Here is a 19,470-nt window from a genome sequence, read left to right on the forward strand (position 1 = left end):
GAGGGTCAGAGCGCGGCGGTGTAGAATTCGAGATAGCGGCGGGCGACCTCGTGCCAGGAATAGGATGCGAGGTTCGAAAGACGCGGGCGCGTATTGCCGGGATAGCGGACGAGGTCGGCATGAGCCTGCTCGACGGCCAGGGCAGCCTCCTCCGCATCGGCGAAATCGACGGTCCGAACAACCGGGAACTTGCTGGCGAGGCCAGCGAAGGCCGCATTGGGCTGGACGACCGGCACCAGGCCGGCGCTCATCGCCTCGACCAGGGCAAGGCCGAAACCCTCGAACTCCGAAGCCGAGACGAAGAGCGAGGCGCGGCTCATCACCTGCCTTGCCGCGGCATCGTCGAGGCCGAGATGAAGGGTGACGTTCTGCTCCATGCCGGCGTCTGCGATCGCCTTGTGCAGCGCTTCTTCGGTCCAATCCGAGGCGACGCCGAGCATGTCGAGATGCCAGGATGGATCGCGCCGCGCCAGGGCCGCCATCGTCGCGATCAGCCGGTCCGGCCGCTTGTTCTTGGAGAAGCGGCCGATGCTGACCAGGCGCCTTTGCGGGTCGGGACTGGAGGCACCGGCGAACTTGTCGAGGTCGACGCCGTTCTCGATCACCCGGACCTTGCCGGGCGCGAGCCGCTCGAACATGCGGGCATCGTTCGTGCTGCAGCCGGCGATACCGCGATAGACCTGTGCCGAGAGCCGGGTCGGGCCGTTGAACCAGAGCTTCTTCAGGCCGGCAAAGTCGCTGGTGTGGAAGAAGCCGCCATGGGTGGTGGCGACGAGCGGCTTGCGATGCAGCAGCCAGCCCAGAGCGAGCGCATCGAAGAAGAAGTCGATCGCGTGGACATGGACGAGATCGGCCTCGCGCAGGTGCTTGAACACCTCGGGAGCGAGCGGATAGCGCGTCGAGCCGCGGAAGGGGATGCGGGTGATCGGGATGCCGTCGATCACCTCGCTCGCCGGCAGGACGAGCTCCGGCCGCGAGAACAGGCGGTCGAGCGTCACCACCGAGGGCTTGAGGCCGAGCGCCAGCTGCGCCCGGCAGAGATTGGCGACGACGTCTTCCAGCCCGCCGCGATTGGGCAGGAACTGGCGCACGACATGAATGACGCGCGTGCCCGCCGGCAGAGCGGGCGCGGCGCGATGGGAGAATGGAGCGGTCACGGCTTGGCCTCCCGGCCGCAAACGGCGCTGGGGCGCTTCGCCTTCAGGCGTTCGAGCAGCACCCTCATCTGCGGGCGCTCGCCCGCCTTGGTCGGTTCGAGGTTGAAGATGTAGTCCGCCGGCCACCAGGGCCCGGCGCCCCAGGCGGTCCAGCCCAGCCATTGCTGCGGGCTGGCGTCGACCTTCGCCACCATCTGCCGGAGTGCGGTCAGGCATTCCGGCTTGTTCGAGGCCGCGAACTCGCCGAGGAAGCCGCGGCGGTCATTGGCCTTGAGCCAAGCGGTGACGTCGTCGATCGCTTTCAGCGCACCGGCCGCGGCCGAGCATTCCGCTGCACGGCCGGAATAGTCGGCGTCGAGATATTGATGGAAGTCGTAGGCGTAGCGATCGAGCGGGTCGACGACGCCGAGGAGGTCGCGGCCGTTGTTGCCGACCGGCAGGTCGGAGGTCCAGCTATGGGCGCCGCCGAAGGCCGTGCCGGTGACCAGCAGGAGCTGCTTGGCGCCGGCCTTGCGGATCGCGGCGATGGCGACGTTCTGGATCTTCGCCCAGTTCGCGCTGGTGATGTCGTAGGGCTCGTTCATCAGCGAGAAGACGAGCTTGGGCCGTTCGCGATAATGCTCGGCGAGCCGGCGCCAGACATCCGCGAGCGCTTCGGCCGGCAGCTCCTTCGAGCCGAGCTGCTTCTTGGCATAGTAGCCGTAATTGTGGAGGTCGATGATGGCGATCAGCCCAGCCTCGTTGATCCGGCGGACCGTCTGGTCGAGATAGGCCAGCTCCATGATGTCGAGCCCGCCATTGAGGTCAGGCTGGATGCGTTCCCAGCGGAAAGGCAGGCGGATGGCACTGGCGCCGAGCTTGCCGAGCCGCTGGATCGCCTCTTCGCTCGGATAGGTATAGTCGGTGTCGACCTTGCCGGGGGTGTCGCCGAACTCGGCGCCAGACAGGTTGACGCCGCGCAGACAGGTCTCGGCCCGCGCCGGCAAGGTGGCGAGCAAGGCCAGGGCAAGAACAGGCAGTCTCACGGCGTGACGATCCGGATGAGCGCATCGAGCAGCCGGCGGCCGGCGGCGAGATGCGTGAAATTGTGGTCGGCGTCGGCCAGCATGGTCAGCGAGGTGTTCGGATAGGCGGCAAGCCCCTTGCCGGCTTCGCCGAAATAGGTCTCGAGCTCGGCGAGGCCGACATCGCCATCGGCATAGAGCAGCGAGAGCTCGACATTGCGTGCCGCGAGCGTCGCGAAATGGCGATGGCACTGGTGGTGGAGCCGGCCATGCTTGGTGAGGCGCCCGAGCAGTGGCGCGAGCTTGACCGAGAGCCGTTTGCGATAGCGCCAGATCAGATAGCGCCCGGCCGGTCCGACCCGGAGCTTGCCGGTGAGCAGGCGGCGCAAGCCGTCCTTGCGGGCCAATGTCGCGCCGAGGTCGCCGGCGCTGCGATGGGCATAGCGGATTGCATCCTCGACGCTCTCGTCGGGATCCCAGACGAAGCGCTCATTGTTGACGATGACGAGGCGGCGGATGCGCTCGTCGACGACGGCGGCATGGAAGGCGGCATAGGCGCCGCTGCAGCGCCCGATCAGGACGGGTGCGTCGAAGCCGCGCGCCTGCATGGCATCGATGGCGAGGCGGACATCGTCGATCTGCGCCTGCGAGTAGAGGATCTCCTCCGGCCCGTCAGCGGCGACGCCGCTGTCGCCGACGCTGCTGGCGTCGAAGCGCAATGAGGCGACGCCGCGCTGGCCGAAGGCGCGCGCCTGGCTGACGCTGACCCGGGCCCAGCCGATATGGTAGTCGCGGCCGGCATTGACGAAGACGATGGTTTCGCGCGCTGCCGGCCCGAGCGGCTCGCAGAGCACGCCGAAGAGCCGGCCATCCGGGCCGAAGCGGATCGGCCGTTCGATGAAACCATCGCCGAGCAGGCCTTCCGCCGGGCCGGGCAATTGCGACGTCCCGATGTCGGCGCGAGCAGAGCCGGCAGCCGCCGCCCGCTCGGCGATCCAGTCGACGATCCCGGCTATGGTCGCCATTGGCGGGCGCGCCGCGGTCGGGTCGGTCGTCAGCGTCTCATAGCCGTCATAGTCGCGCTGCGTCACGGTGGCGCCGAGACCGGTGAGTGCCTCGGCGAGTGCCGCGTCGCCACCATGGCCCGGCCGCGACAGCAGCAGAATCTGCTCGGACGGCGCCTGTCGGAGCGCTGCCGTGCCGAGCGTCGCGATCGCCGGCAGGCGGCCGGGCGCGATGCGCAGGCCCGCCACGGCGCAGCGTGTATCGTCGTCGGGGTCGGTGCCGATGCCGATCCGGTCCGAGACGATCCGCGTCCAGGCCGAGAGCTCGCGCAGATAGCGCTTGCCGTTGCCGACCGGCGCCATCAGCACGCTGGCCGCGACCGGCGCGAGCTGCTCGGCGAGCTTGAGCGCCAGCGTGCCGCCGAGCCCCTGGCCGAGCAGCACGAGGCGCTCGCAGCCGCTGGCGTGCCGCAGCAGGTCGGCGGCGGCGCGGATGGTCTCGAACCAGTCGTCCAGCCCCTGCACATCGGCGGCTTCATGGGCGTCGCCCTGGCCGGGATAGTCGAAGCGCAGGCAGGCGATGCCCCTGTCGGAGATCGCCTGCGCCAGGCTGCGCCAGGTCGCGCGCAGGCAGAGCTCCTCATAGCCGATGGCGCCGAGCATCAGCACTGCGACCGGGGCGCGGCCGGCATGGAGCATGCCCATGCTGCCGCCGAAGGTCACGGGCGTGCCGAAAGGCGATGGGGCCGTCCTCGCCTCGCCGGCCGGATCGATACGATAGGCTGCAGCTGCCGTCATCGGCCGGCTCCTTCGCTGGCGCGGCCGGGCGGCAGCGGGTCTGGCTGGTCCTGCGGCGCGCCGCCGAAGAGGAAGGGCCGGAAGAAGGCGGTCGCCATGTTGTCGATCCGCCATTTCTGCTTGATCCAGTACCAGGCGGCGAGGCTGGACGCCGTGCTGAAGATCAGCCCGGCGATGGCGATGCCCATCAGCCCGCCGACCCGCGCCAGCGCATAGAGCAGGCCGAGATAGAGGACGAACATGATCGCCCGCGCGATCAGGAAGAAGCGCTCGCCGCCGCCGATCATCAGCAGCCAGGAACCGGGGCCGAAGAAGGCGAGCGAGACCGACATCACGCAGAGCGCGACCAGAACGTTCTCGTGCTGGACGAACTCCGGATTGAACAGATGCAGGATGAAGGGCGCCACCACGGCGAGCGCCAGCGCACCCAGCAGCGAGATGCAGAAGCTGGCGAAGGAGAGCCGCCCGATCAGCAGTTGCGCCCCGGCCGTGTCGGATTTCTGGAAGCGGGCGGCGATCATCGGGATGCCGACCGTATCGATCGCTGCCAGCGGCAGCAGCAGCAGCATCGAAATCCGCAGCGCGACGAAATAGAAGCCGGCTTCGTTCAGCCCGAGCAGCGCGCCGATCAGGATCGTCTCGAGATAGGCCGAGGCCGAGTTCAGCACGTTGTTGGCGATGAAATAGCCGCTTTCCCGGCGCCACTCGCCATGGGTCTCGGCCGGCACCTGGTCACGCGCCTTGAGCCAACCCACCCCCTCGTCCTGGAGGAAGCAGACGCTCTGATAGAGCGTCGTGGCGGCGAGCAGTCCGGTGATGATCGCCATGGCGCCCGCGCCGCCGCCGAGGAGGCCGACGAACCCGGCACCGGCGATCAACAGGATCGAGCTGCCGCGCCAGACGATCTCGCGCGGCACCAGTGACATGTTGATGCGGCCATGGATGCGGAAATAGTTCTGGAGGTACTCGCTCAGCGCGAAGATCGCGGCGAAGACGAAGGCGAGCCAGAGATAGTGGTAGGTCGGCGGCAGCCGGTCGGCGAAGAGCCAGAGCGGCAGCGCCGCCGCCAGCAGCACGAAGCAGCCGAGCGCGAGCCAGCGCGCGTTGACGCCGAGGAGGGCCTGGTTGAGCGGATGGCCACTCGCCTCGGCCCGGCGATAATGCTTCACCACCAGGATCTGCTGGCCGAGCACGGCGATCAGGCCGAGCGCGCTGCCGATCGAGAACAGGAAGACATAGAGCCCGTATTCCGAGGTCGGCAGGAAATGGCTCGCGGCCAGCAGCACGAGGAAGCTCAGCAGCGTGCTGCTGAAGCGCGACGAGAAGGCCGGCAGGAAGCGGCCGGCCCCGGTCCAGGCGAGATCGAGCAATTCCCTCACGGCCGCGCCTCCCGCGGCTGCAGGAGCGCGGTCCCGGCCGGCTTGCCGACGAGGCCATCGAAGACGGCGCCGTAGGCGGCGGCGATCCGGTCCGGGCTGTAGCGGGCGGCGGCGGCGAGCGCGCCGGCCGATTGCACCGCGACGAGCCCGCGATCCCGGGCGTAGGCCGTGATCTGCGCCGCCAGCGCGGCATCGTCACCCGGCTCGAACAGGGCGCCATTGACGCCCGTTTGGATCGTCTCGGAGATGCCGCCGGACCTGGCGCCGATCACCGGCACGCCATGGGCGAAAGCCTCGATCACCACCCGCCCGAACGGCTCGCGGAACAGCGAGGGAACGGCGAGGACGTCGATCTCGGGCAGGAAGGCATCCGGCTTGGTCCAGCCGAGGAAGCGGGTGTTGTGCGCCGGGAAGCGCCCGGGCAGCGCCTTGGCGTAGTCGCTCTGGCCGGTGCCGGCGATCAGGAACTCGACCGGTTCGCCGGCGAGCCGTTGCGCGGCTGCGGCCAGCGTGTCGAGGCCCTTGATCGGGTCGTGTACGCCGATGAAGCCGATGCGTAGCGGGCGCTCCGCCGGCGGAGCTGAGCGGGGCAGAGCGCCGGGCACGGGCGCGATCGCGCCGGGAATGGCGTGCGTCGTCGCGTTCGGGAAATAGCCGTGCTCGGTGTGGCGGCCGATGATGAAATCGGTCTCGCCGATCACGGCGTCGACGAAGCGCGAGTTCAATTTCTTGCCGTAGGAGCTCACCTGGCAGGAACCGCAGGCGCGTCCGCAATTGTCGTTGCCCTTCCACATGCTGCCCTTCCAGCAGAGCAGGAAGGTGCTGCGCAGGATATGCGCGACCGGCACGCCGCAGCTTTTCGCCGCCGCCCAGGTCGCGACATTGATGTTCTCGATCGAGTCGGTCAGCACGATGTCGGGGCGTAGGCGCCTGATCTCGCGACGCATGACGAAAAAGGCGCGCGGATTGAAGTTCTCTAGTGCGTGCCAGATCGCTTTCTTCCAGCCTGGCCGAGGCAGCCGGTAGTTCCAGTCGATGTTGAGCGAGCGCAGGCGGTGCACCGGCACGCCGTCATAGGTCTCGTGCCTGTCCTCGCCGGAGACGTTGACAACGGTCAGGTCATGGCCGGCCGCGAGCAGCAGCTTGGCGACGATCATCGCCGAGATCGGCCCGCCGCCGTCGATGAAGGGCGGGAACGCTGCACAGGCCATCAGGATACGCATGCTGTCTGGACTCGTCCTCGTCACGGCGCGTTTGCCGGGGCGGCCTTTCCCAAGGGCAGCAATACCCGGCGCGGGCTAAGCAAAGGTTGGCGTGCCCGGGGGATTTCTTCGTGTTGTAAACGAGGCGTGAACGGGATCGCGCAGGCCACAGGTAGGGCGGTCGAAAAATCGTTCCGGTCACGCTGATTTTCGTAAATGTTGAACTATCATCGGCGTCCCCGGAGCGGAACAGCTCATTGAAAATGCTTTGGCCGTGTAGTTAATTTTCGGCGGGCTGATTGATTGAATACTTGAATCAAATCGCCCTGAGTCTGTTGCCGAAATGTTAACTACGCCTCGGCAGGATGCGCGGTGGAATTCCAGCCGAGCCGTCGGCGCGTCCGGCCGTGGATGCGCCGTGCCGGGCCGGATCGAGGAGGCTTGTGGTGTCGGCTGCGTTCGAGGCGGGGAGACGGGAGGAGGCGCCGGCGAAGGACCGCGACTCCGCCGCTTTCAGTCTGTCCGAATTGCTCCAGCTGCTGCGCCGCCGCCGCTGGCTGGTGATCGCCAGTGCCGCGATCTGCCTGCTGTTCGCGCTCGCCTATCTTGCGGTGCAGGTCCCGGTCTATCGCGCGACCGCCGAACTGCTCGTCGACCCGCAGGCGCTGCAGGTCGTCGGCAAGGACATCGTGCGCACCGACACCTCGGCCTCGATCGACTTCGCCAATGTCGACAGCCAGGCGCTGGTGATGACCTCCACCGGCGTGCTGCGCCAGCTGATCGAGGAGCTGGACCTCGAGAACGATCCCGCTTTCGTCCGGCCGCCGGGGCTGGTCTCGCGCCTGCTCGGCAGGCTGGTGCAGCCGACGCCGGAGCAGCGCCTGGCCCAGGCGGTCGATGCGCTCAAGAAGGCGATCGTGATCCAGCGCGTCGACAACTCGCTGGTCTTCCGCATCACCGTCTCGCATCCGCAGGCGCAAAAGGCGGCCGACATCGCCAATGGGCTGGCCCAGGCCTATTTCCGCCAGGGCAATGATGGCCGCCGTGCTGTCGTCGAGCGCGCCAACATCTCGCTGATCGGCCAGATCGCCGGCCTGCGCACGCAGCTCGACGAAGCCGAGCGCGCCGTCCAGAGCTTCCGCAGCCAGCACAGCCTCGTCAGCACGGGCGAGGGCGGGCTCATCGTCTCCCAGCAATTGCGCGACCTCTATGGCCAGATCAGCCAGGCGGAGGCCGAGTTCGCGCGCCAGCAGGCAAGGCGCGACCAGCTCGCCCGCTATCAGAGCCGCGATCCCTTGTCCGACACCCTGCCGGAGGCGCTCACCTCCTCGGTGGTGACCTCGCTCAGGGGGCAATACGCCCAGAGCGCGCGCGAGGCGGCGAGCCTTGCCCAGACGCTCGCGCCGCAGCATCCGCGCCTGATCGAGATCCGGGCCGAGCTCGCCGAAACGCGCAGGCTGCTGTCCGGAGAGCTCGCCCGCCTGCGTTCGACCGTGCAGGAAAGCTATCGCCAGAGCGAGGCCAATCTCGCCAATCTCAGGAAACGGGCGACCGAGCTGACAAAATCGCAGGAGGTCAGCGGCGCCGCGCAGATCAAGCTGCGCCAGCTCGAGAGCGAGGCCGAGGCGGTGCGCGTCGTCTACAGTGCCTCGCTGCAGCGCGCCAAGGAGCTGGAGCAGCAGAAGCGGATCGAGACCAACAATTCGCGCATGCTGTCGGAAGCGGTCGCGCCGGCGCAGCCGACGAAGCCGCCGGCTCCCATCGTGCTCGCCGCAGCCCTGCTTTTCGGCGCCTGCGCCGGCCTCGGCATCGCCTATCTGCTGGAATGGCTACCATCCTCGCGGATCATGCCCGAGCGGCTGAAGCCGATGGCAGCGTTGACGCCGGAAGCCGCCGGTCGGGCGATCGGGGTCGGCACGGTGGTGTCGCTGCCGGCCGCTGCCGCCCGTCGCGAGGATGCGCTCATACCTGTGACACGCCTGCTGCAGCGGACGCTCGGCCCGCATCTGCCGGCCTCCGTGATGATCGCGGGCTCGGTCGACGATGCGACGCAGGCGGCGCTCGCCGAACATCTCGCCAACAGCCTGGCGGCGCATGGCGAGAGCGTTCTGCTCTGCCAGGACGGCTCGGGCCGCGACATGAACATCCGCCGGATCGAGCCAGCCGCCTCGGCCACGGCCAGGCCCGGGCGGCGGCGCAATTTCATCATCATGCGGCAAACCTCTCCTTCGGACGGCAAGGCGGGTGCACGTCCGGACGCGATCGTGCTTGCTTCGTCCCTGACGGGCGAAACCCCGCGCAGTCTCGTCGATCAGGCGGCGGCGATCGATCCGGTCGGCGAGCACATCGTCGCGCTCGTCGTTCCCGAGGATGCCGGAGCCGGGGTGCGGGGCCTGGCGTCGCGTTGGCTGCGCCGCCCGGCGCAGGCGGCCGCGTGACCAGGCAGGCGGCGATGGCCGGTGGCGTCGACCCGACCCGCCCGATGCCGATCCTGCCGCTCGCGCTGCTGATCGGCGCGCTCACCTTCAACATGGCGTTGTGCTTCATCAACACCAACGTCATGGGCATCAACGACACCATGGTGATGGGGTGCGAGGTCGTGCTGGTCGCGACCGCGCTCTATCTCGGCCTCGGCCGCAATGCCGCGCCCTATCTGCTGCTGGCGGTGTTCTTCTCCTATGCCGTGCTGCTGATGGCGATGCGGCCGCTGATCGACCCCAAGGCGGTGCGCGACTTCCTGATTCCGGTCGCCTTCTATCTGCTCGGCAAGAGCTGCAGCGATCCGCGCCTGGCCGATCGCGCTGCCCTGATCAGCGGGCTCATCGTCGTCGTCTTCGGCCTGTTCGAGTTCCTCGCCCTCGACCTCTACGTCACCTATTTCAACATCATCAAATACTATGTCGCGCGCGGCACGGTCGCGCCAAGCGACGTCAGCAGCCAGACTGGCGCGCTCTTCGCCAGCGGCCTGCGTCCGGATTCGCGGACGCTGCTGCCATTCCTCGGGCCCCACCGCGCCTCATCGGTCTTCCTGGAGCCGATCTCGACCGGCAATTTCGGCGCGATCCTCTATATCTGGGCGCTGAATCGTCCGCAGATGGCCAAACGCTGGCTGACCATGGCCGCGGGCATGACCGCGATCGTGCTCAGCGATTCCCGCTTCGGCGCCAATGTCTGCATCGTCGCGACCGTCGCCTATCTCGCCGCGCCGATCACGCCGCGCTTCGTCTGGCTGGTGGCGCCCTTCGTCATGCTGATCGGCTTTGCCATCTACGGCTTCGTCAGCGCCGAGGTGAACTGGCAGAACAACTTCGCCGGCCGCATGCTCTGGACGTCGCGCCTCATCACCTCGTTGTCGCCGGCCGCGGTCTTCGGCCTGTCGCCCGACAAGCCCTTCCTGTCGGATTCCGGCTATGCCTATTCGCTGAACCAGATCGGGCTCTTCGGCGTCATCGGCTTCTGGAGTCTGTTCATCTTCGCGCCGGAGAGGTCGCCGCAAGCCTGGCGCTTCAAGGTCTGTGTCGCGACTTATATCTGCCTTTTGATGATCGTCAGCGACTCCGTCTACTCGATCAAGACCGCGGCTCTGCTCTGGTTCATGACAGGGTCGAGCGATGCCGATGCCGGGCCTGAGCCCGCACCTATCGCCGAGCGCAGCATGGTTCCCAACTATTCCGCGGCAACGCCCGGCTGAATTCACTAAAAATCGAGTATTCGCGGCAATCCACCGTTTACCACATCTCCAGACGTCGGGCTGTGCGACGCTTCTGCCAGTCATTCTACGGCAGGCGCAAGGTAACTTTAAATTTTATGCGTTAGGCCTGACGCAACGAACAACACGGCGTTAAACCAACCGACCTAAGCGTCCCTGAGGTGATCGCGAGCGCCCTGCGCCAGCGTTTGCCGCCGCACGCCGAGGACGGAGCCAAGACGGGGCTGCACCGCAGCAGCGATGGCATCAGACAGGGCAGGACCGAAAGATGAAGACCAGGATCCGCGAAATCCTCAAGACCACCGGCAAGCTGCCGGTCGATGTCGCAACCCTCGCCGACGAGGCAGATCTCTATAATGCCGGCCTGACCTCCTTCGGCACGGTCGAGCTGATGATGGCGCTCGAAGAGGCCTTCGAGGTCGAATTCCCCGACAACATGATGAACCGGCGCAACTTCGCCTCGATCGCCGCGATCGAGAGCGCGATCCGCACCATCCAGAGCGAGCACGTCTGATGACGACGCTCGCCCGCCTGGCCGAAGCCGGCTACCAGCTCACCTCGGAAGCGACCGGCGCCAGCGCCGAGGCGCAGAAGGCGATGATCGCCAAGGCGCGCAAGATCGCCAAGATCGCGGCCGAGCATGCCGGCGATGTCGATGCGAAGTCGCGCTTCCCGCACGAGGCCTTCGAGGCGCTGAAGCGCGAGCGCCTTCTCGGCATCATGATCCCGGCGGCCCATGGCGGCGAGCAGGCAAGCCACGCGACCATCGCCGAGATCTGCTCTGTGCTGGCTCAGGCCTGCGCCTCGACCGGCATGATCTACGCGATGCACCAGATCAAGGCGTCGAGCCTGGTCGTGCATTGCAACGACGATCCCTGGCACGCATCCTTCATGGCGCGCATCGCCCGCGAGCAGCTGCTGCTCGCCTCGGCCACGACCGAGGGTGGCGGCGTCGGCGGCGACCTGCGCTCCTCGATCTGCGGCGTGGTCCGCGAGGGCGACGACTTCACTCTCGACAAGGAAGGCTGCCTGATCTCCTACGGCGCGCAGGCCGACGCCATCCTGATCACCTCGCGGCGCACGCCAGAGGCGCCGCCCTCCGATCAGGTCATGTCCGTCCTGACCAAGGACCAGTACACGCTGGAGCGCAGCGCCGCCTGGGACACCATGGGCATGCGCGGCACCTGCTCCGACAACTTCACCTTCTCCGGGCGCGCGCCTGCCGAGCAGATCATCCCGGTCTCCTTCGCCGAGATCGCAGCGCAGTCGATGCTCCCCAACGCGCATCTGCTCTGGGCCTCGGTCTGGTACGGCATCGCGGCCGAGGCCGTCGCCCGTGCCGAGGGCTTCGTGCGCAGCGAGGCCCGCAAGCGCCCGGGCTCGACACCGCCGAGCGCGCTGCGCCTGGCCGAGCTGCTCGCCCGCCTGCAGCAGTTCAAGGCGCTGGTCGTCGCCGGGCTCGACCGCTACGAGCGCGCCCGCGGCGATGCCGACGAACTCTCTTCGATGGGCTTCGTCGTGGCGATGAACAGCATCAAGGTCGTGGCCTCGCAGAGCGTCGGCGAGATCGTGATGCAGGCCTTCCTGATCTGCGGCATCCAGGGCTATCGCAATGACAGCCCAGCCAGCCTGGCGCGCCTGATGCGCGATGCGCTCTCGGCGCCGATCATGATCAACAACGACCGAATCCTCGGCAACACCTCCAACCTGCTGGCGGTCTACAAGCACGACCCCAGCCTTTCCAGGTGATCGCATGTGCCAGAACTGCCCCCAGCCGCAGGGTTTCCTCGCGGAACTGATCGATAGCGGCCTGCTGATCGACACCGGCGTCGACGGCCTCTATGGCCGCAGCGGCCTGTTCGAGGAGGTGATCGCCCGCTTCGACGACCTGATCACCCGCCATGGCGGGCAGGACGGCGCCGAGATCGTGCGCTTTCCGCCGGCGATGAGCCGCAAGCATTTCGAGAAGAGCGGCTATCTCAAGAGCTTCCCGCAGCTCGCCGGCACCGTGCATTCCTTTGCCGGCGACGAGCGTGCTCATGCCCAGTTGCTGCACAATGTGGCCGACGGCGTCGACTGGACTGACGGGCAGATCTCGACCGAGGTCGTGCTGACCCCGGCCGCCTGCTACCCCCTCTATCCGGTCGTCGCCAAGCGCGGCCCGCTCAAGACCGAGGGCGCGCTGTTCGATCTCCAGTCCTATTGCTTCCGGCACGAGCCCTCGAAGGACCCGGCCCGGATGCAGCTCTTCCGGATGCGCGAATATGTCCGCTTCGGCACGCCCGAGCAGGTCACCGAATTCCGCGCGACCTGGCTGGACCGTGGCCAGGCGATGATGGCTTCGCTCGGCGTGCCGCTCAATCTCGACGTCGCCAACGATCCGTTCTTCGGCCGCGCCGGACGCATGCTCGCCAACAACCAGCGCGACCAGCGCCTGAAATTCGAGCTCCTGATCCCGATCGAGAGCGAGGAGAAGCCGACCGCCTGCCTCTCCTTCAACTACCATCAGGACCATTTCGGCACGACCTGGGGCATTGAGACCGCCGCCGGCGAGACCGCCCACACCGCCTGCGTCGGCTTCGGCATGGAGCGGGTCGCCCTCGCCCTGTTCAAGCACCATGGCTACGATGTCGAGCGCTGGCCGGCTTCGGTCCGCAACGTGCTCTGGCCGTGAGCGCGATGACGGCCCAGCACAGGATCGCCGCGCCCGCCGCCATGGCGGGCCGGCTCCTGCCGATCGATCCGCTCGCCTATGACCGGCATGCCATGCATGCCGGCGAGCGGCACTGGCCGCAGACCAATTGCTATGCCGACCTCTGGATCGAGATCCTACATGCGCTCGGCCTGGAGCCGGCGGCGGCCTTCGGTTTCACGATCACGCAGGATTTCGAGGGCGACCAGTTCACCTTCTTCAAGCCGCCGCTCGATGACCTCGAGGCGCTCTACGGCCTCAGGGTGACCGAACTCGCGCTCTATGACGATCTGATCGGCCATATCGAGCAGCAGATCGGGCTCGGCCGTCTCGTCCTGCTCGAACTCGATTCCTTCTACATGCCCGATACCCGCGGCGTCTCCTATCGCGACAGCCACGGCAAGACGACGATCGCGGTGAACCGGCTGGACCGCGCCGCCCGCGAGCTCGACTATTTCCACAATGACGGTCTGCACCGGGCCGAAGGCGAGGATTTCGACGGGCTGTTCCGGCTGCTGCCTGGACAGATGCACGACGACACCCTCTTCCCCTATGCCGAGATGGTGCGGCTGCCGCCGCGTCGGCCGGACGAGGCGGCTTTGCGCGCCGCCGCGTTGAAGCTGCTCGCCCGCCATGTCGCGCGCCGGCCGAGCGACAATCCCGTCGCAGCCTTTCGGGCAGTCGCGACCGCGCAGGCCGAGGCGCTGGCCGAGCGGCCGGGCTCGGCGTTTCACCATTACGCCTTCAACACGCTGCGCCAGCTCGGCGCCAATTTCGAACTGCTCGCCAGCCATCTGACTTGGCTCAGCCAGTCGGTCGATGGGCTGGAGGCCGCCCGCGATGGTTCCCTGCGTATCGCCGAGGGTGCCAAGGTGGCGCAGTTCCATCTCGCCAGGGCGATGAAGCAGAAGCGCTTCGAGCGTTTCGACGCGACGCTCGCCGGCCTCGTCGGTGAGCACGATCAGGTCAGCGAGGCGCTCGGGCAGCGCTTCCCCGGCTGAGCCATGGCCCGCATCGTCGCGCGTAGCGGTGAACGGCTAGAGCCGCTCGCAGGCTGGTCCTGGCTCGCGACGGCTGCCGATGCCGCCGCAACGCCCGCCGATCTGCCGGAGGCCGGCGATTGGCAGGAGGCCGCAGTACCCGGCACGGTCGTCGGGACGCTGCGCGCCCTCGGCCGGCTCGACGATGCCAGCGCCAATGCGATCGGCCAGCAGGATCACTGGTATCGCACGCGGCTGACGGAAGCCCTGAATGGACGCGTGCGTTTCGAGGGGCTGGCGACCGTTACCGAGATCTGGGTCGGCGGCGTCAAGCAGGCCGATAGCGCCTCGATGTTCGCGCCCGTCGAGCTTGCCGTGGATTGCCCGGCCGGAACCCAGATCGCGCTGTGCTTCCGCGCACTCGCCCCGAAGCTTGCCGCTGCCCCGCGCCGGTCCCGCTGGCGGCCGGCGATGATCCAGCCCAACGGCCTGCGCTGGTTCCGCACCAGTGCGCTCGGCTCGATGCCGGGCTGGTGCCCGCCCGGCCTGCCGACCGGCCCGTACCGGCCGGTGCTGCGGATCGAGAGCGAGGCGAATGCGCCGAGGTTCGAAGCCGTCGATCTGCGCACGCGCTATGATGGGCAGACCGGCACCATCACGCTCAGTCTCACGCTGGCCGCGAACGCGGCGTTGCCGGCTCGCGCGATCATGCGCTGCGCCGGCGACGAAGCGGCCTTGCACGCGGATGGTGACAGGCGATTAGCCGGCACATTATCCTTGCCCGGCATCGCGCCCTGGTTCCCGCATACCCATGGCGAGCCGGCGCTGCATGCTCTCACGCTCATGCTGGATGGCGAGACGATCGATCTCGGCCGTGTCGGCTTCCGCTCGCTCGAAGTCGATCGCGGCGATGATGGCGAGGGCTTCGGCCTGATCGTCAACGGCGTGCCGGTGTTCTGCCGTGGCGCCTGCTGGAGCAATGCCGACGTCACCACGCTGGCCGGCGGCCGTGCGGCCTACGAGCCCTGGCTCCGGCTGGCGCGCGAGGCCGGCATGAACATGATCCGCCTGCCCGGCGTGATGACCTATGAGGGCGAGGCCTTCTTCGCGCTCTGCGACGAACTCGGCATCATGGTCTGGCAGGAGATGATGCTCGCCAATTTCGACTATCCGCAGGGCGATGCCGGCTTTCGTGCCGCGATCACGGCGGAGGTCGAAGCGCTGCTCGGCCGGACGCAGGGCTCGCCGAGCCTCGCCGTGCTCTGCGGCGGCAGCGAGGTCTTCCAGCAGTCGGCGATGCTGGGCGCGCCGGCCGAAGCCTGGTCCGGCCCTGTCTTCGACGAGGTGCTGCCGGATGCGGTCGCCACTTTCAGGCCGGACATCGCCTATGTCCCGAACTCGCCCTCGGGCGGGCCGCTGCCCTTCGTCGCCGACAAGGGCGTGACGCATTATTACGGGGTCGGCGCTTATATGCGCGGGCTCGACGATGCCCGCCGCGCCAATGTCCGCTTCGCCGCCGAGAGTCTCGCCTTCGCCAATGTGCCGGAGGAGGTCTCGTTGCGCGCCGGCAAGCCGCCGGCGATCACCCATCATCCCGATTGGAAGCGTGCCGTCCCGCGTGACGCCGGCGCCTCCTGGGATTTCGAGGATGTGCGCGACCACTATCTCGAGCGGCTCTACGGGCTTGAACCGGCGCGTTTGCGGCGAGAGGATCCGGAGCGCTATTTCGCCCTGTCGCGGGCGGTCGTCGCTGAGGTGATGGAGGAAACCTTCGCCGAATGGCGCCGGCCGGCCTCGCCCACGCGGGGTGCGCTGGTCTGGCTTCTGCAGGACCTGCAACCTGGCGCCGGCTGGGGCGTAATCGCCAGCGACGGCGAACCGAAATCGGCCTGGCACGGGCTCGCCCGCGCCTTCCGCCCGGTCCAGCTCGCGCTGACCGACGAGGGCGTCAACGGCCTCGGCCTGCATGTCCTGAACGAGTGCCCGGAGCCGCTGACTGCAACCGTCGAATTGACTTGCTGGCGTGCCGGTGAAGTTGCTGTCTTCCAGGCGAAGCGCGAGGTCGCGCTCGGGCCGCACTCGGCGACGACACTCTCCGCCTTTGAGCTGATCGGCCGCTTCTTCGACATCGCCTATGCCTATCGCTTCGGCCCGCCCGGCCATGACGTGACCTCCGCGGTGCTGCGCGATGCTGCGAGCGGCAAGGTCTTGGCCGAGGCTTTTCATTTCCCGCTCGGGCGCGGCCATGAACGCCATCATTGCGGGCTCGCCGCAAAGCTGGAGTGCGAGGGCGACGACTGGAGCCTCGTCCTCTCGACCCAGCGCTTGGCGCAATCGGTCGAGATCGTCGATCACGGCTGGCGGCCGGAACACAGCTGGTTCCATCTCGCGCCCGGCGAGCCGCGGCGAGTCCGCATAACTCGCCGTCCGGGCACCAGCAGTGAGCCCTCCGGCGAGGTCCGCGCGGTCAACGCGATCGACCACGCCAGTTACGCCGTGGGGGCGTGAACGCTCAGCCGTCCGCGCCGACAAGGGCGTCGATCTCTTTGCGCCTCGCCTCGACATGCCGCAGCAGCGGATCGAGATGCGGCACGCGGTCGCCGGCCGCGGCGAAGGGGGCCGCCTCGCGCACCAAAGCGAAGAGCTTGCCGGTGATGGCGCCGAGCGGCGCCGCCTTGCGGCTCTGGGTCGCCTGAGCCGCGACCATCAGTTCGACTCCGGCGATCGATTTGCACAGGCCCGCCACTTCCATCGTCTTGCGCGCCGCGAAGGTCGCCATGCCCGCCCGGTCGAGATTGCCGTTGGAATGGCTCGAGCTGGCGAGCTCCTGAACCACCGGAGCCGTCGCCAGCCGCGCCTCCGAGGTAATCGCCTTGTGGACCTGGGCGAGGCCGTTGAAGCCTGGCAGGCCGACGCCATCCTCTTCGATCAGCCCGACCGTCAGCCCCGACCAGAAGGAATCGACCTGCTTGGCGACGCGCTCTGCTGACGCCGTCACCACCGGCGCGAAGGCGAGGCGGGCGATGTCGAGCGCCATCGAGAGCGAGACCGTGTCGAAATTGGCGACCGAGACCAGCGAGCGCTCCTCCCTCCTCCCTCCATGCTGAACGCGCCGATCAGGCTCCAGAGGTCGAGGCTGCGCTGCAGATCGGCGGCGCCTTCCCGAGGGAGGTGCACCGCCCCTGCCTAGTGTCCGGACAATCGCTGCAGAGCTTGGCCCGGGTTCGCCTGGGCCGTGCTCCCGTCTTCCATTCGGCTTTGGCTGATCGGGTTGCCTGACGTGACGAATGTCGCGATCGGACCGATTTGCACCCCTGGGCCAATTTGTCGCCCCAAGCCTGCCATGCCCCTAACTCGCCCTTAACCTTGATCAGTCATTTCCTTCAAGGGAGTGGTGGCTTCGCGCGGGCTGTAGCTGCTGCGGTGCGAGGGTGACACACCATGCGGCTGATCGTCGGCGCAATTATTGTCTTCGTCTGCGTCTTCGGCAGTTACGCGGCCATGGGTGGACATGTCCTGGTCCTCTGGCAGCCGTTCGAGTTCGTCATCATCCTCGGTGCAGCGATCGGTGCCTTCGTCATCGGCAATCCCGCGCCGGTCCTCAAGGCCGTGCCGTCCATGCTCGGCACGATCATGAAGGGCTCCAAGTACAAGCAGGAATGCTATGTCGAGCTGCTGGGGATGCAGTATTCCCTGTACAAGCTCGTGAAGCAGAAGGGCATGCTCGCCGTCGAGGAACACATTGAAAATCCCGAGAAATCGACGCTGTTCAATGCCTTCCCGACATTCGCCGCGAACCATCATGCCGTCGAGTTCGTCTGCGACTACATGCGGATGCTGACACTGGGCGCCAACAACGCCCACGAGATCGACGCTCTCATGGACGAGGAGCTGGAGACGCACCACCAGGAGCAGGAGCGTCTCGTCTCGGCCATGCAGTCGCTCGCCGACGGAACGCCGGCGCTCGGCATCGTCGCCGCCGTGCTCGGCGTGATCAAGACGATGGGGGCGATCAAGGAGCCGCCGGAGGTACTGGGACATCTGATCGGCGGCGCGCTCGTCGGCACCTTCTTCGGCGTCTTCGTCGCCTACGGCTTTTTCGCGCCCATGGCGGCGTCGCTCAAGAGCACCTTCGAGGCGGAAGCCAAATACTTTCAGTCGCTCAAGGCGGGTCTACTCGCCCATATCAGCGGCCAGCCGCCGGTGATGGCGGTCGAGTTTGCCCGCAAGGCCCTGATGAGCGACGTCCGCCCGACCTTCAGCGAAGTGGAAGCGGCAACCGCCAAACTGGCCGCCTAAAGGCTGTTCGTTCCCATGGTCACTGACAGTCTCTAGAACCGGCCCAATCTCAAGCAAGGACTTAGATGAGCAAGCCTGCCCAGCAGATCATCGTCAAGAAGGTCAAGAAGGCCGCTCATGCGCATCACGGCGGCGCCTGGAAGATCGCCTATGCGGACTTCGTGACCGCGATGATGGCGTTCTTTCTGCTGATGTGGCTGATCAGCATGACGACACAGGAGCAGAAGGAAGGCCTTGCGGAGTATTTCGCGCCGGGGTCATTGAGTCCCAGCACCAGTGGCGCCGGCGGCATGCTGTGGGGTACCGCACTCGACAAATCGGGCAGCAAGCCGTCGCCGCCGCGCGAGGTGGCGACAGGGACCTCCAAGCCGGACGATAAGGTGCGCCGGGCCAGCGCTGGCGGAGCCGGCGACCGCGAGATCAACCGCTCGGCCGCCGGCCAGCAGGCCAGCCACAGCGCGATAGCCAGCCTCCGGCAGGCGCTCCAGAGCATGCCCGAAATCGCCGATCTGTCGCGCAGTATCGTCATCGAGCCGACCAAGGAGGGGTTGGATGTCGCCCTCATGGACGAGTCCGGCCGCTCCATGTTCCCCGAGGGCTCCGTCCAGCCCTATCCGAGCACCCGTCGCGTGCTGGAGACGCTCGCGCCCACTCTGCGCCGCCTGCCCAACCGCTTGGCCATCACCGGCCACACGGCAGCCACGCGCCCGGGCGCGGTGGCTGGCGTCGATCCCTGGAGCTTGACCACCGGGCGCGCGCTCGCCGTGCGCGAAATCCTGTCGGGTGCAGGGTTCCCCAACGACCGCTTCGCCTCCGTGGTGGGGCGCGCCGACACCGAGCCGGTCTTCCCCGACAATCCCTACATCTCGCCGAACCGACGGGTGAGGATCACGCTGCTCAGCGAAGAGCCGCCATTGCCCCCGAACCTCGTTCGCTGAGTGCCCGCAAGGGCGCGAGCGGACTGCCCCACCAGTTCCGTGGGCTTTCTATCAGGCGACCGCCTCCAACCCGAGCAACTCCGCCGCACCCCCACCGGTCAGCTGCTTGATCTCGGCCTCCGTGAACTGCAGGTCGAGCAAATGGCCGACGATTTCGCGATGGCCGTCGATCGGGCGCGGTGAGTCTATCAGCCCGAGATCCGAGCAGAGCACGGTGTTCATAGTCGGCGCCGGCATAGGCCTTGACCGGGACCGCCTTCGCCGCTGCCGGAGCGGCGAGCTTCGAGCGTGGATCGCTGGAGGGATAG

General features: G+C 67.5%; 16 protein-coding genes. 9 read left to right on the forward strand and 7 right to left on the reverse strand.

The annotated features are described in order from the left end of the window. Positions 1 to 5: 5 nt before the first annotated feature. The 5 genes from BMZ21_RS10560 to BMZ21_RS10580 are packed head-to-tail and all read right to left on the reverse strand — an operon-like array spanning position 6 to position 6,565. A complete protein-coding gene (locus BMZ21_RS10560; protein ID WP_244543793.1) occupies positions 6 to 1,157 on the reverse strand; it encodes a glycosyltransferase family 4 protein in 1,152 nt (383 codons plus the stop codon). Continuing rightward, positions 1,154 to 2,182 (reverse strand): glycoside hydrolase family 5 protein, encoded by a 1,029-nt coding sequence (locus BMZ21_RS30800; protein WP_244543794.1) that lies wholly within the window; start codon positions 2,180 to 2,182, stop codon positions 1,154 to 1,156. The genes BMZ21_RS10560 and BMZ21_RS30800 overlap by 4 nt, the downstream gene beginning before the upstream one ends. Then, the gene (locus tag BMZ21_RS10570; protein WP_167561599.1) at positions 2,179 to 3,963 is read right to left on the reverse strand and encodes an alpha/beta fold hydrolase; all 1,785 of its coding nucleotides are present in this window, start codon (positions 3,961 to 3,963) and stop codon (positions 2,179 to 2,181) included. Before BMZ21_RS10570 ends, BMZ21_RS30800 begins: the two co-directional genes overlap by 4 nt. Next, entirely contained in the window at positions 3,960 to 5,342 is a 1,383-nt protein-coding gene (locus BMZ21_RS10575; RefSeq protein ID WP_091833126.1) for a lipopolysaccharide biosynthesis protein, read from the reverse strand. Before BMZ21_RS10575 ends, BMZ21_RS10570 begins: the two co-directional genes overlap by 4 nt. Next, complete coding sequence (locus tag BMZ21_RS10580) at positions 5,339 to 6,565, reverse strand: glycosyltransferase family 4 protein (protein ID WP_091833129.1); 1,227 nt, start codon at positions 6,563 to 6,565, stop codon at positions 5,339 to 5,341. Before BMZ21_RS10580 ends, BMZ21_RS10575 begins: the two co-directional genes overlap by 4 nt. A gap of 425 nt (positions 6,566 to 6,990) precedes the next feature. Between BMZ21_RS10580 and BMZ21_RS10585 the strand changes: the two genes are divergently transcribed. The 7 genes from BMZ21_RS10585 to BMZ21_RS10615 all read left to right on the forward strand — a co-directional run bounded on the left by BMZ21_RS10585 (position 6,991) and on the right by BMZ21_RS10615 (position 16,433). Further along, entirely contained in the window at positions 6,991 to 8,982 is a 1,992-nt protein-coding gene (locus tag BMZ21_RS10585; protein WP_167561600.1) for a GumC family protein, read from the forward strand. Continuing rightward, complete coding sequence (locus BMZ21_RS10590) at positions 8,979 to 10,235, forward strand: UDP-phosphate alpha N-acetylglucosaminyltransferase (RefSeq protein WP_143079685.1); 1,257 nt, start codon at positions 8,979 to 8,981, stop codon at positions 10,233 to 10,235. Before BMZ21_RS10585 ends, BMZ21_RS10590 begins: the two co-directional genes overlap by 4 nt. Before the next feature lie 286 nt (positions 10,236 to 10,521). Then, positions 10,522 to 10,767: an acyl carrier protein gene (locus tag BMZ21_RS10595; protein ID WP_091833139.1), complete on the forward strand. Its 246-nt coding sequence runs from the start codon at positions 10,522 to 10,524 to the stop codon at positions 10,765 to 10,767. Next, the gene (locus tag BMZ21_RS10600) at positions 10,767 to 12,002 is read left to right on the forward strand and encodes an acyl-CoA dehydrogenase family protein (protein ID WP_280141476.1); all 1,236 of its coding nucleotides are present in this window, start codon (positions 10,767 to 10,769) and stop codon (positions 12,000 to 12,002) included. The genes BMZ21_RS10595 and BMZ21_RS10600 overlap by 1 nt, the downstream gene beginning before the upstream one ends. Before the next feature lie 4 nt (positions 12,003 to 12,006). Next, positions 12,007 to 12,927 carry an amino acid--[acyl-carrier-protein] ligase gene (locus BMZ21_RS10605; protein ID WP_091833143.1) on the forward strand — a complete coding sequence of 307 codons (921 nt, stop codon included), beginning with the start codon at positions 12,007 to 12,009 and terminating at the stop codon, positions 12,925 to 12,927. A gap of 5 nt (positions 12,928 to 12,932) precedes the next feature. After that, positions 12,933 to 13,946 carry a DUF1839 family protein gene (locus BMZ21_RS10610; protein WP_244543825.1) on the forward strand — a complete coding sequence of 338 codons (1,014 nt, stop codon included), beginning with the start codon at positions 12,933 to 12,935 and terminating at the stop codon, positions 13,944 to 13,946. A 3-nt stretch (positions 13,947 to 13,949) separates the two neighbouring features. Next, complete coding sequence (locus BMZ21_RS10615) at positions 13,950 to 16,433, forward strand: glycoside hydrolase family 2 protein (RefSeq protein WP_091833147.1); 2,484 nt, start codon at positions 13,950 to 13,952, stop codon at positions 16,431 to 16,433. Positions 16,434 to 16,437: 4 nt separating this feature from the next. Here the strand turns inward: BMZ21_RS10615 and BMZ21_RS10620 are convergent, their stop codons facing one another. Beyond that, complete coding sequence (locus BMZ21_RS10620) at positions 16,438 to 17,214, reverse strand: aromatic amino acid lyase (RefSeq protein ID WP_091833150.1); 777 nt, start codon at positions 17,212 to 17,214, stop codon at positions 16,438 to 16,440. 152 nt (positions 17,215 to 17,366) lie between these two features. Between BMZ21_RS10620 and motA the strand changes: the two genes are divergently transcribed. Together motA and BMZ21_RS10630 are read left to right on the forward strand one after the other, a co-directional pair. Then, positions 17,367 to 18,224 carry a flagellar motor stator protein MotA gene (motA, locus tag BMZ21_RS10625; protein ID WP_091833153.1) on the forward strand — a complete coding sequence of 286 codons (858 nt, stop codon included), beginning with the start codon at positions 17,367 to 17,369 and terminating at the stop codon, positions 18,222 to 18,224. A gap of 65 nt (positions 18,225 to 18,289) precedes the next feature. Then, positions 18,290 to 19,162 (forward strand): flagellar motor protein MotB, encoded by an 873-nt coding sequence (locus BMZ21_RS10630; protein WP_091833156.1) that lies wholly within the window; start codon positions 18,290 to 18,292, stop codon positions 19,160 to 19,162. Positions 19,163 to 19,213: 51 nt separating this feature from the next. Here BMZ21_RS10630 and BMZ21_RS29895 read toward each other — a convergent pair whose 3' ends face one another. Next, entirely contained in the window at positions 19,214 to 19,384 is a 171-nt protein-coding gene (locus tag BMZ21_RS29895) for a hypothetical protein (RefSeq protein ID WP_208862258.1), read from the reverse strand. Positions 19,385 to 19,470 lie beyond the last annotated feature (86 nt).

The sequence above is a fragment of the Allobosea lupini genome, from assembly GCF_900109525.1.
GTDB lineage: Bacteria > Pseudomonadota > Alphaproteobacteria > Rhizobiales > Beijerinckiaceae > Allobosea > Allobosea lupini.

What these genes read in the sequence shown, in the direction of transcription:
- BMZ21_RS10570 (WP_167561599.1), bottom strand. Translation starts at nt 3,963, where the DNA reads ATGACGGCAGCTGCAGCCTATCGTATCGATCCGGCCGGCGAGGCGAGG.
- BMZ21_RS10580 (WP_091833129.1), bottom strand. Translation starts at nt 6,565, where the DNA reads ATGCGTATCCTGATGGCCTGTGCAGCGTTCCCGCCCTTCATCGACGGC.
- BMZ21_RS10595 (WP_091833139.1), top strand. Translation starts at nt 10,522, where the DNA reads ATGAAGACCAGGATCCGCGAAATCCTCAAGACCACCGGCAAGCTGCCG.
- BMZ21_RS10600 (WP_280141476.1), top strand. Translation starts at nt 10,767, where the DNA reads ATGACGACGCTCGCCCGCCTGGCCGAAGCCGGCTACCAGCTCACCTCG.
- BMZ21_RS10605 (WP_091833143.1), top strand. Translation starts at nt 12,007, where the DNA reads ATGTGCCAGAACTGCCCCCAGCCGCAGGGTTTCCTCGCGGAACTGATC.
- BMZ21_RS10610 (WP_244543825.1), top strand. Translation starts at nt 12,933, where the DNA reads ATGACGGCCCAGCACAGGATCGCCGCGCCCGCCGCCATGGCGGGCCGG.
- BMZ21_RS10615 (WP_091833147.1), top strand. Translation starts at nt 13,950, where the DNA reads ATGGCCCGCATCGTCGCGCGTAGCGGTGAACGGCTAGAGCCGCTCGCA.
- motA (WP_091833153.1), top strand. Translation starts at nt 17,367, where the DNA reads ATGCGGCTGATCGTCGGCGCAATTATTGTCTTCGTCTGCGTCTTCGGC.
- BMZ21_RS10630 (WP_091833156.1), top strand. Translation starts at nt 18,290, where the DNA reads ATGAGCAAGCCTGCCCAGCAGATCATCGTCAAGAAGGTCAAGAAGGCC.
- BMZ21_RS29895 (WP_208862258.1), bottom strand. Translation starts at nt 19,384, where the DNA reads ATGAACACCGTGCTCTGCTCGGATCTCGGGCTGATAGACTCACCGCGC.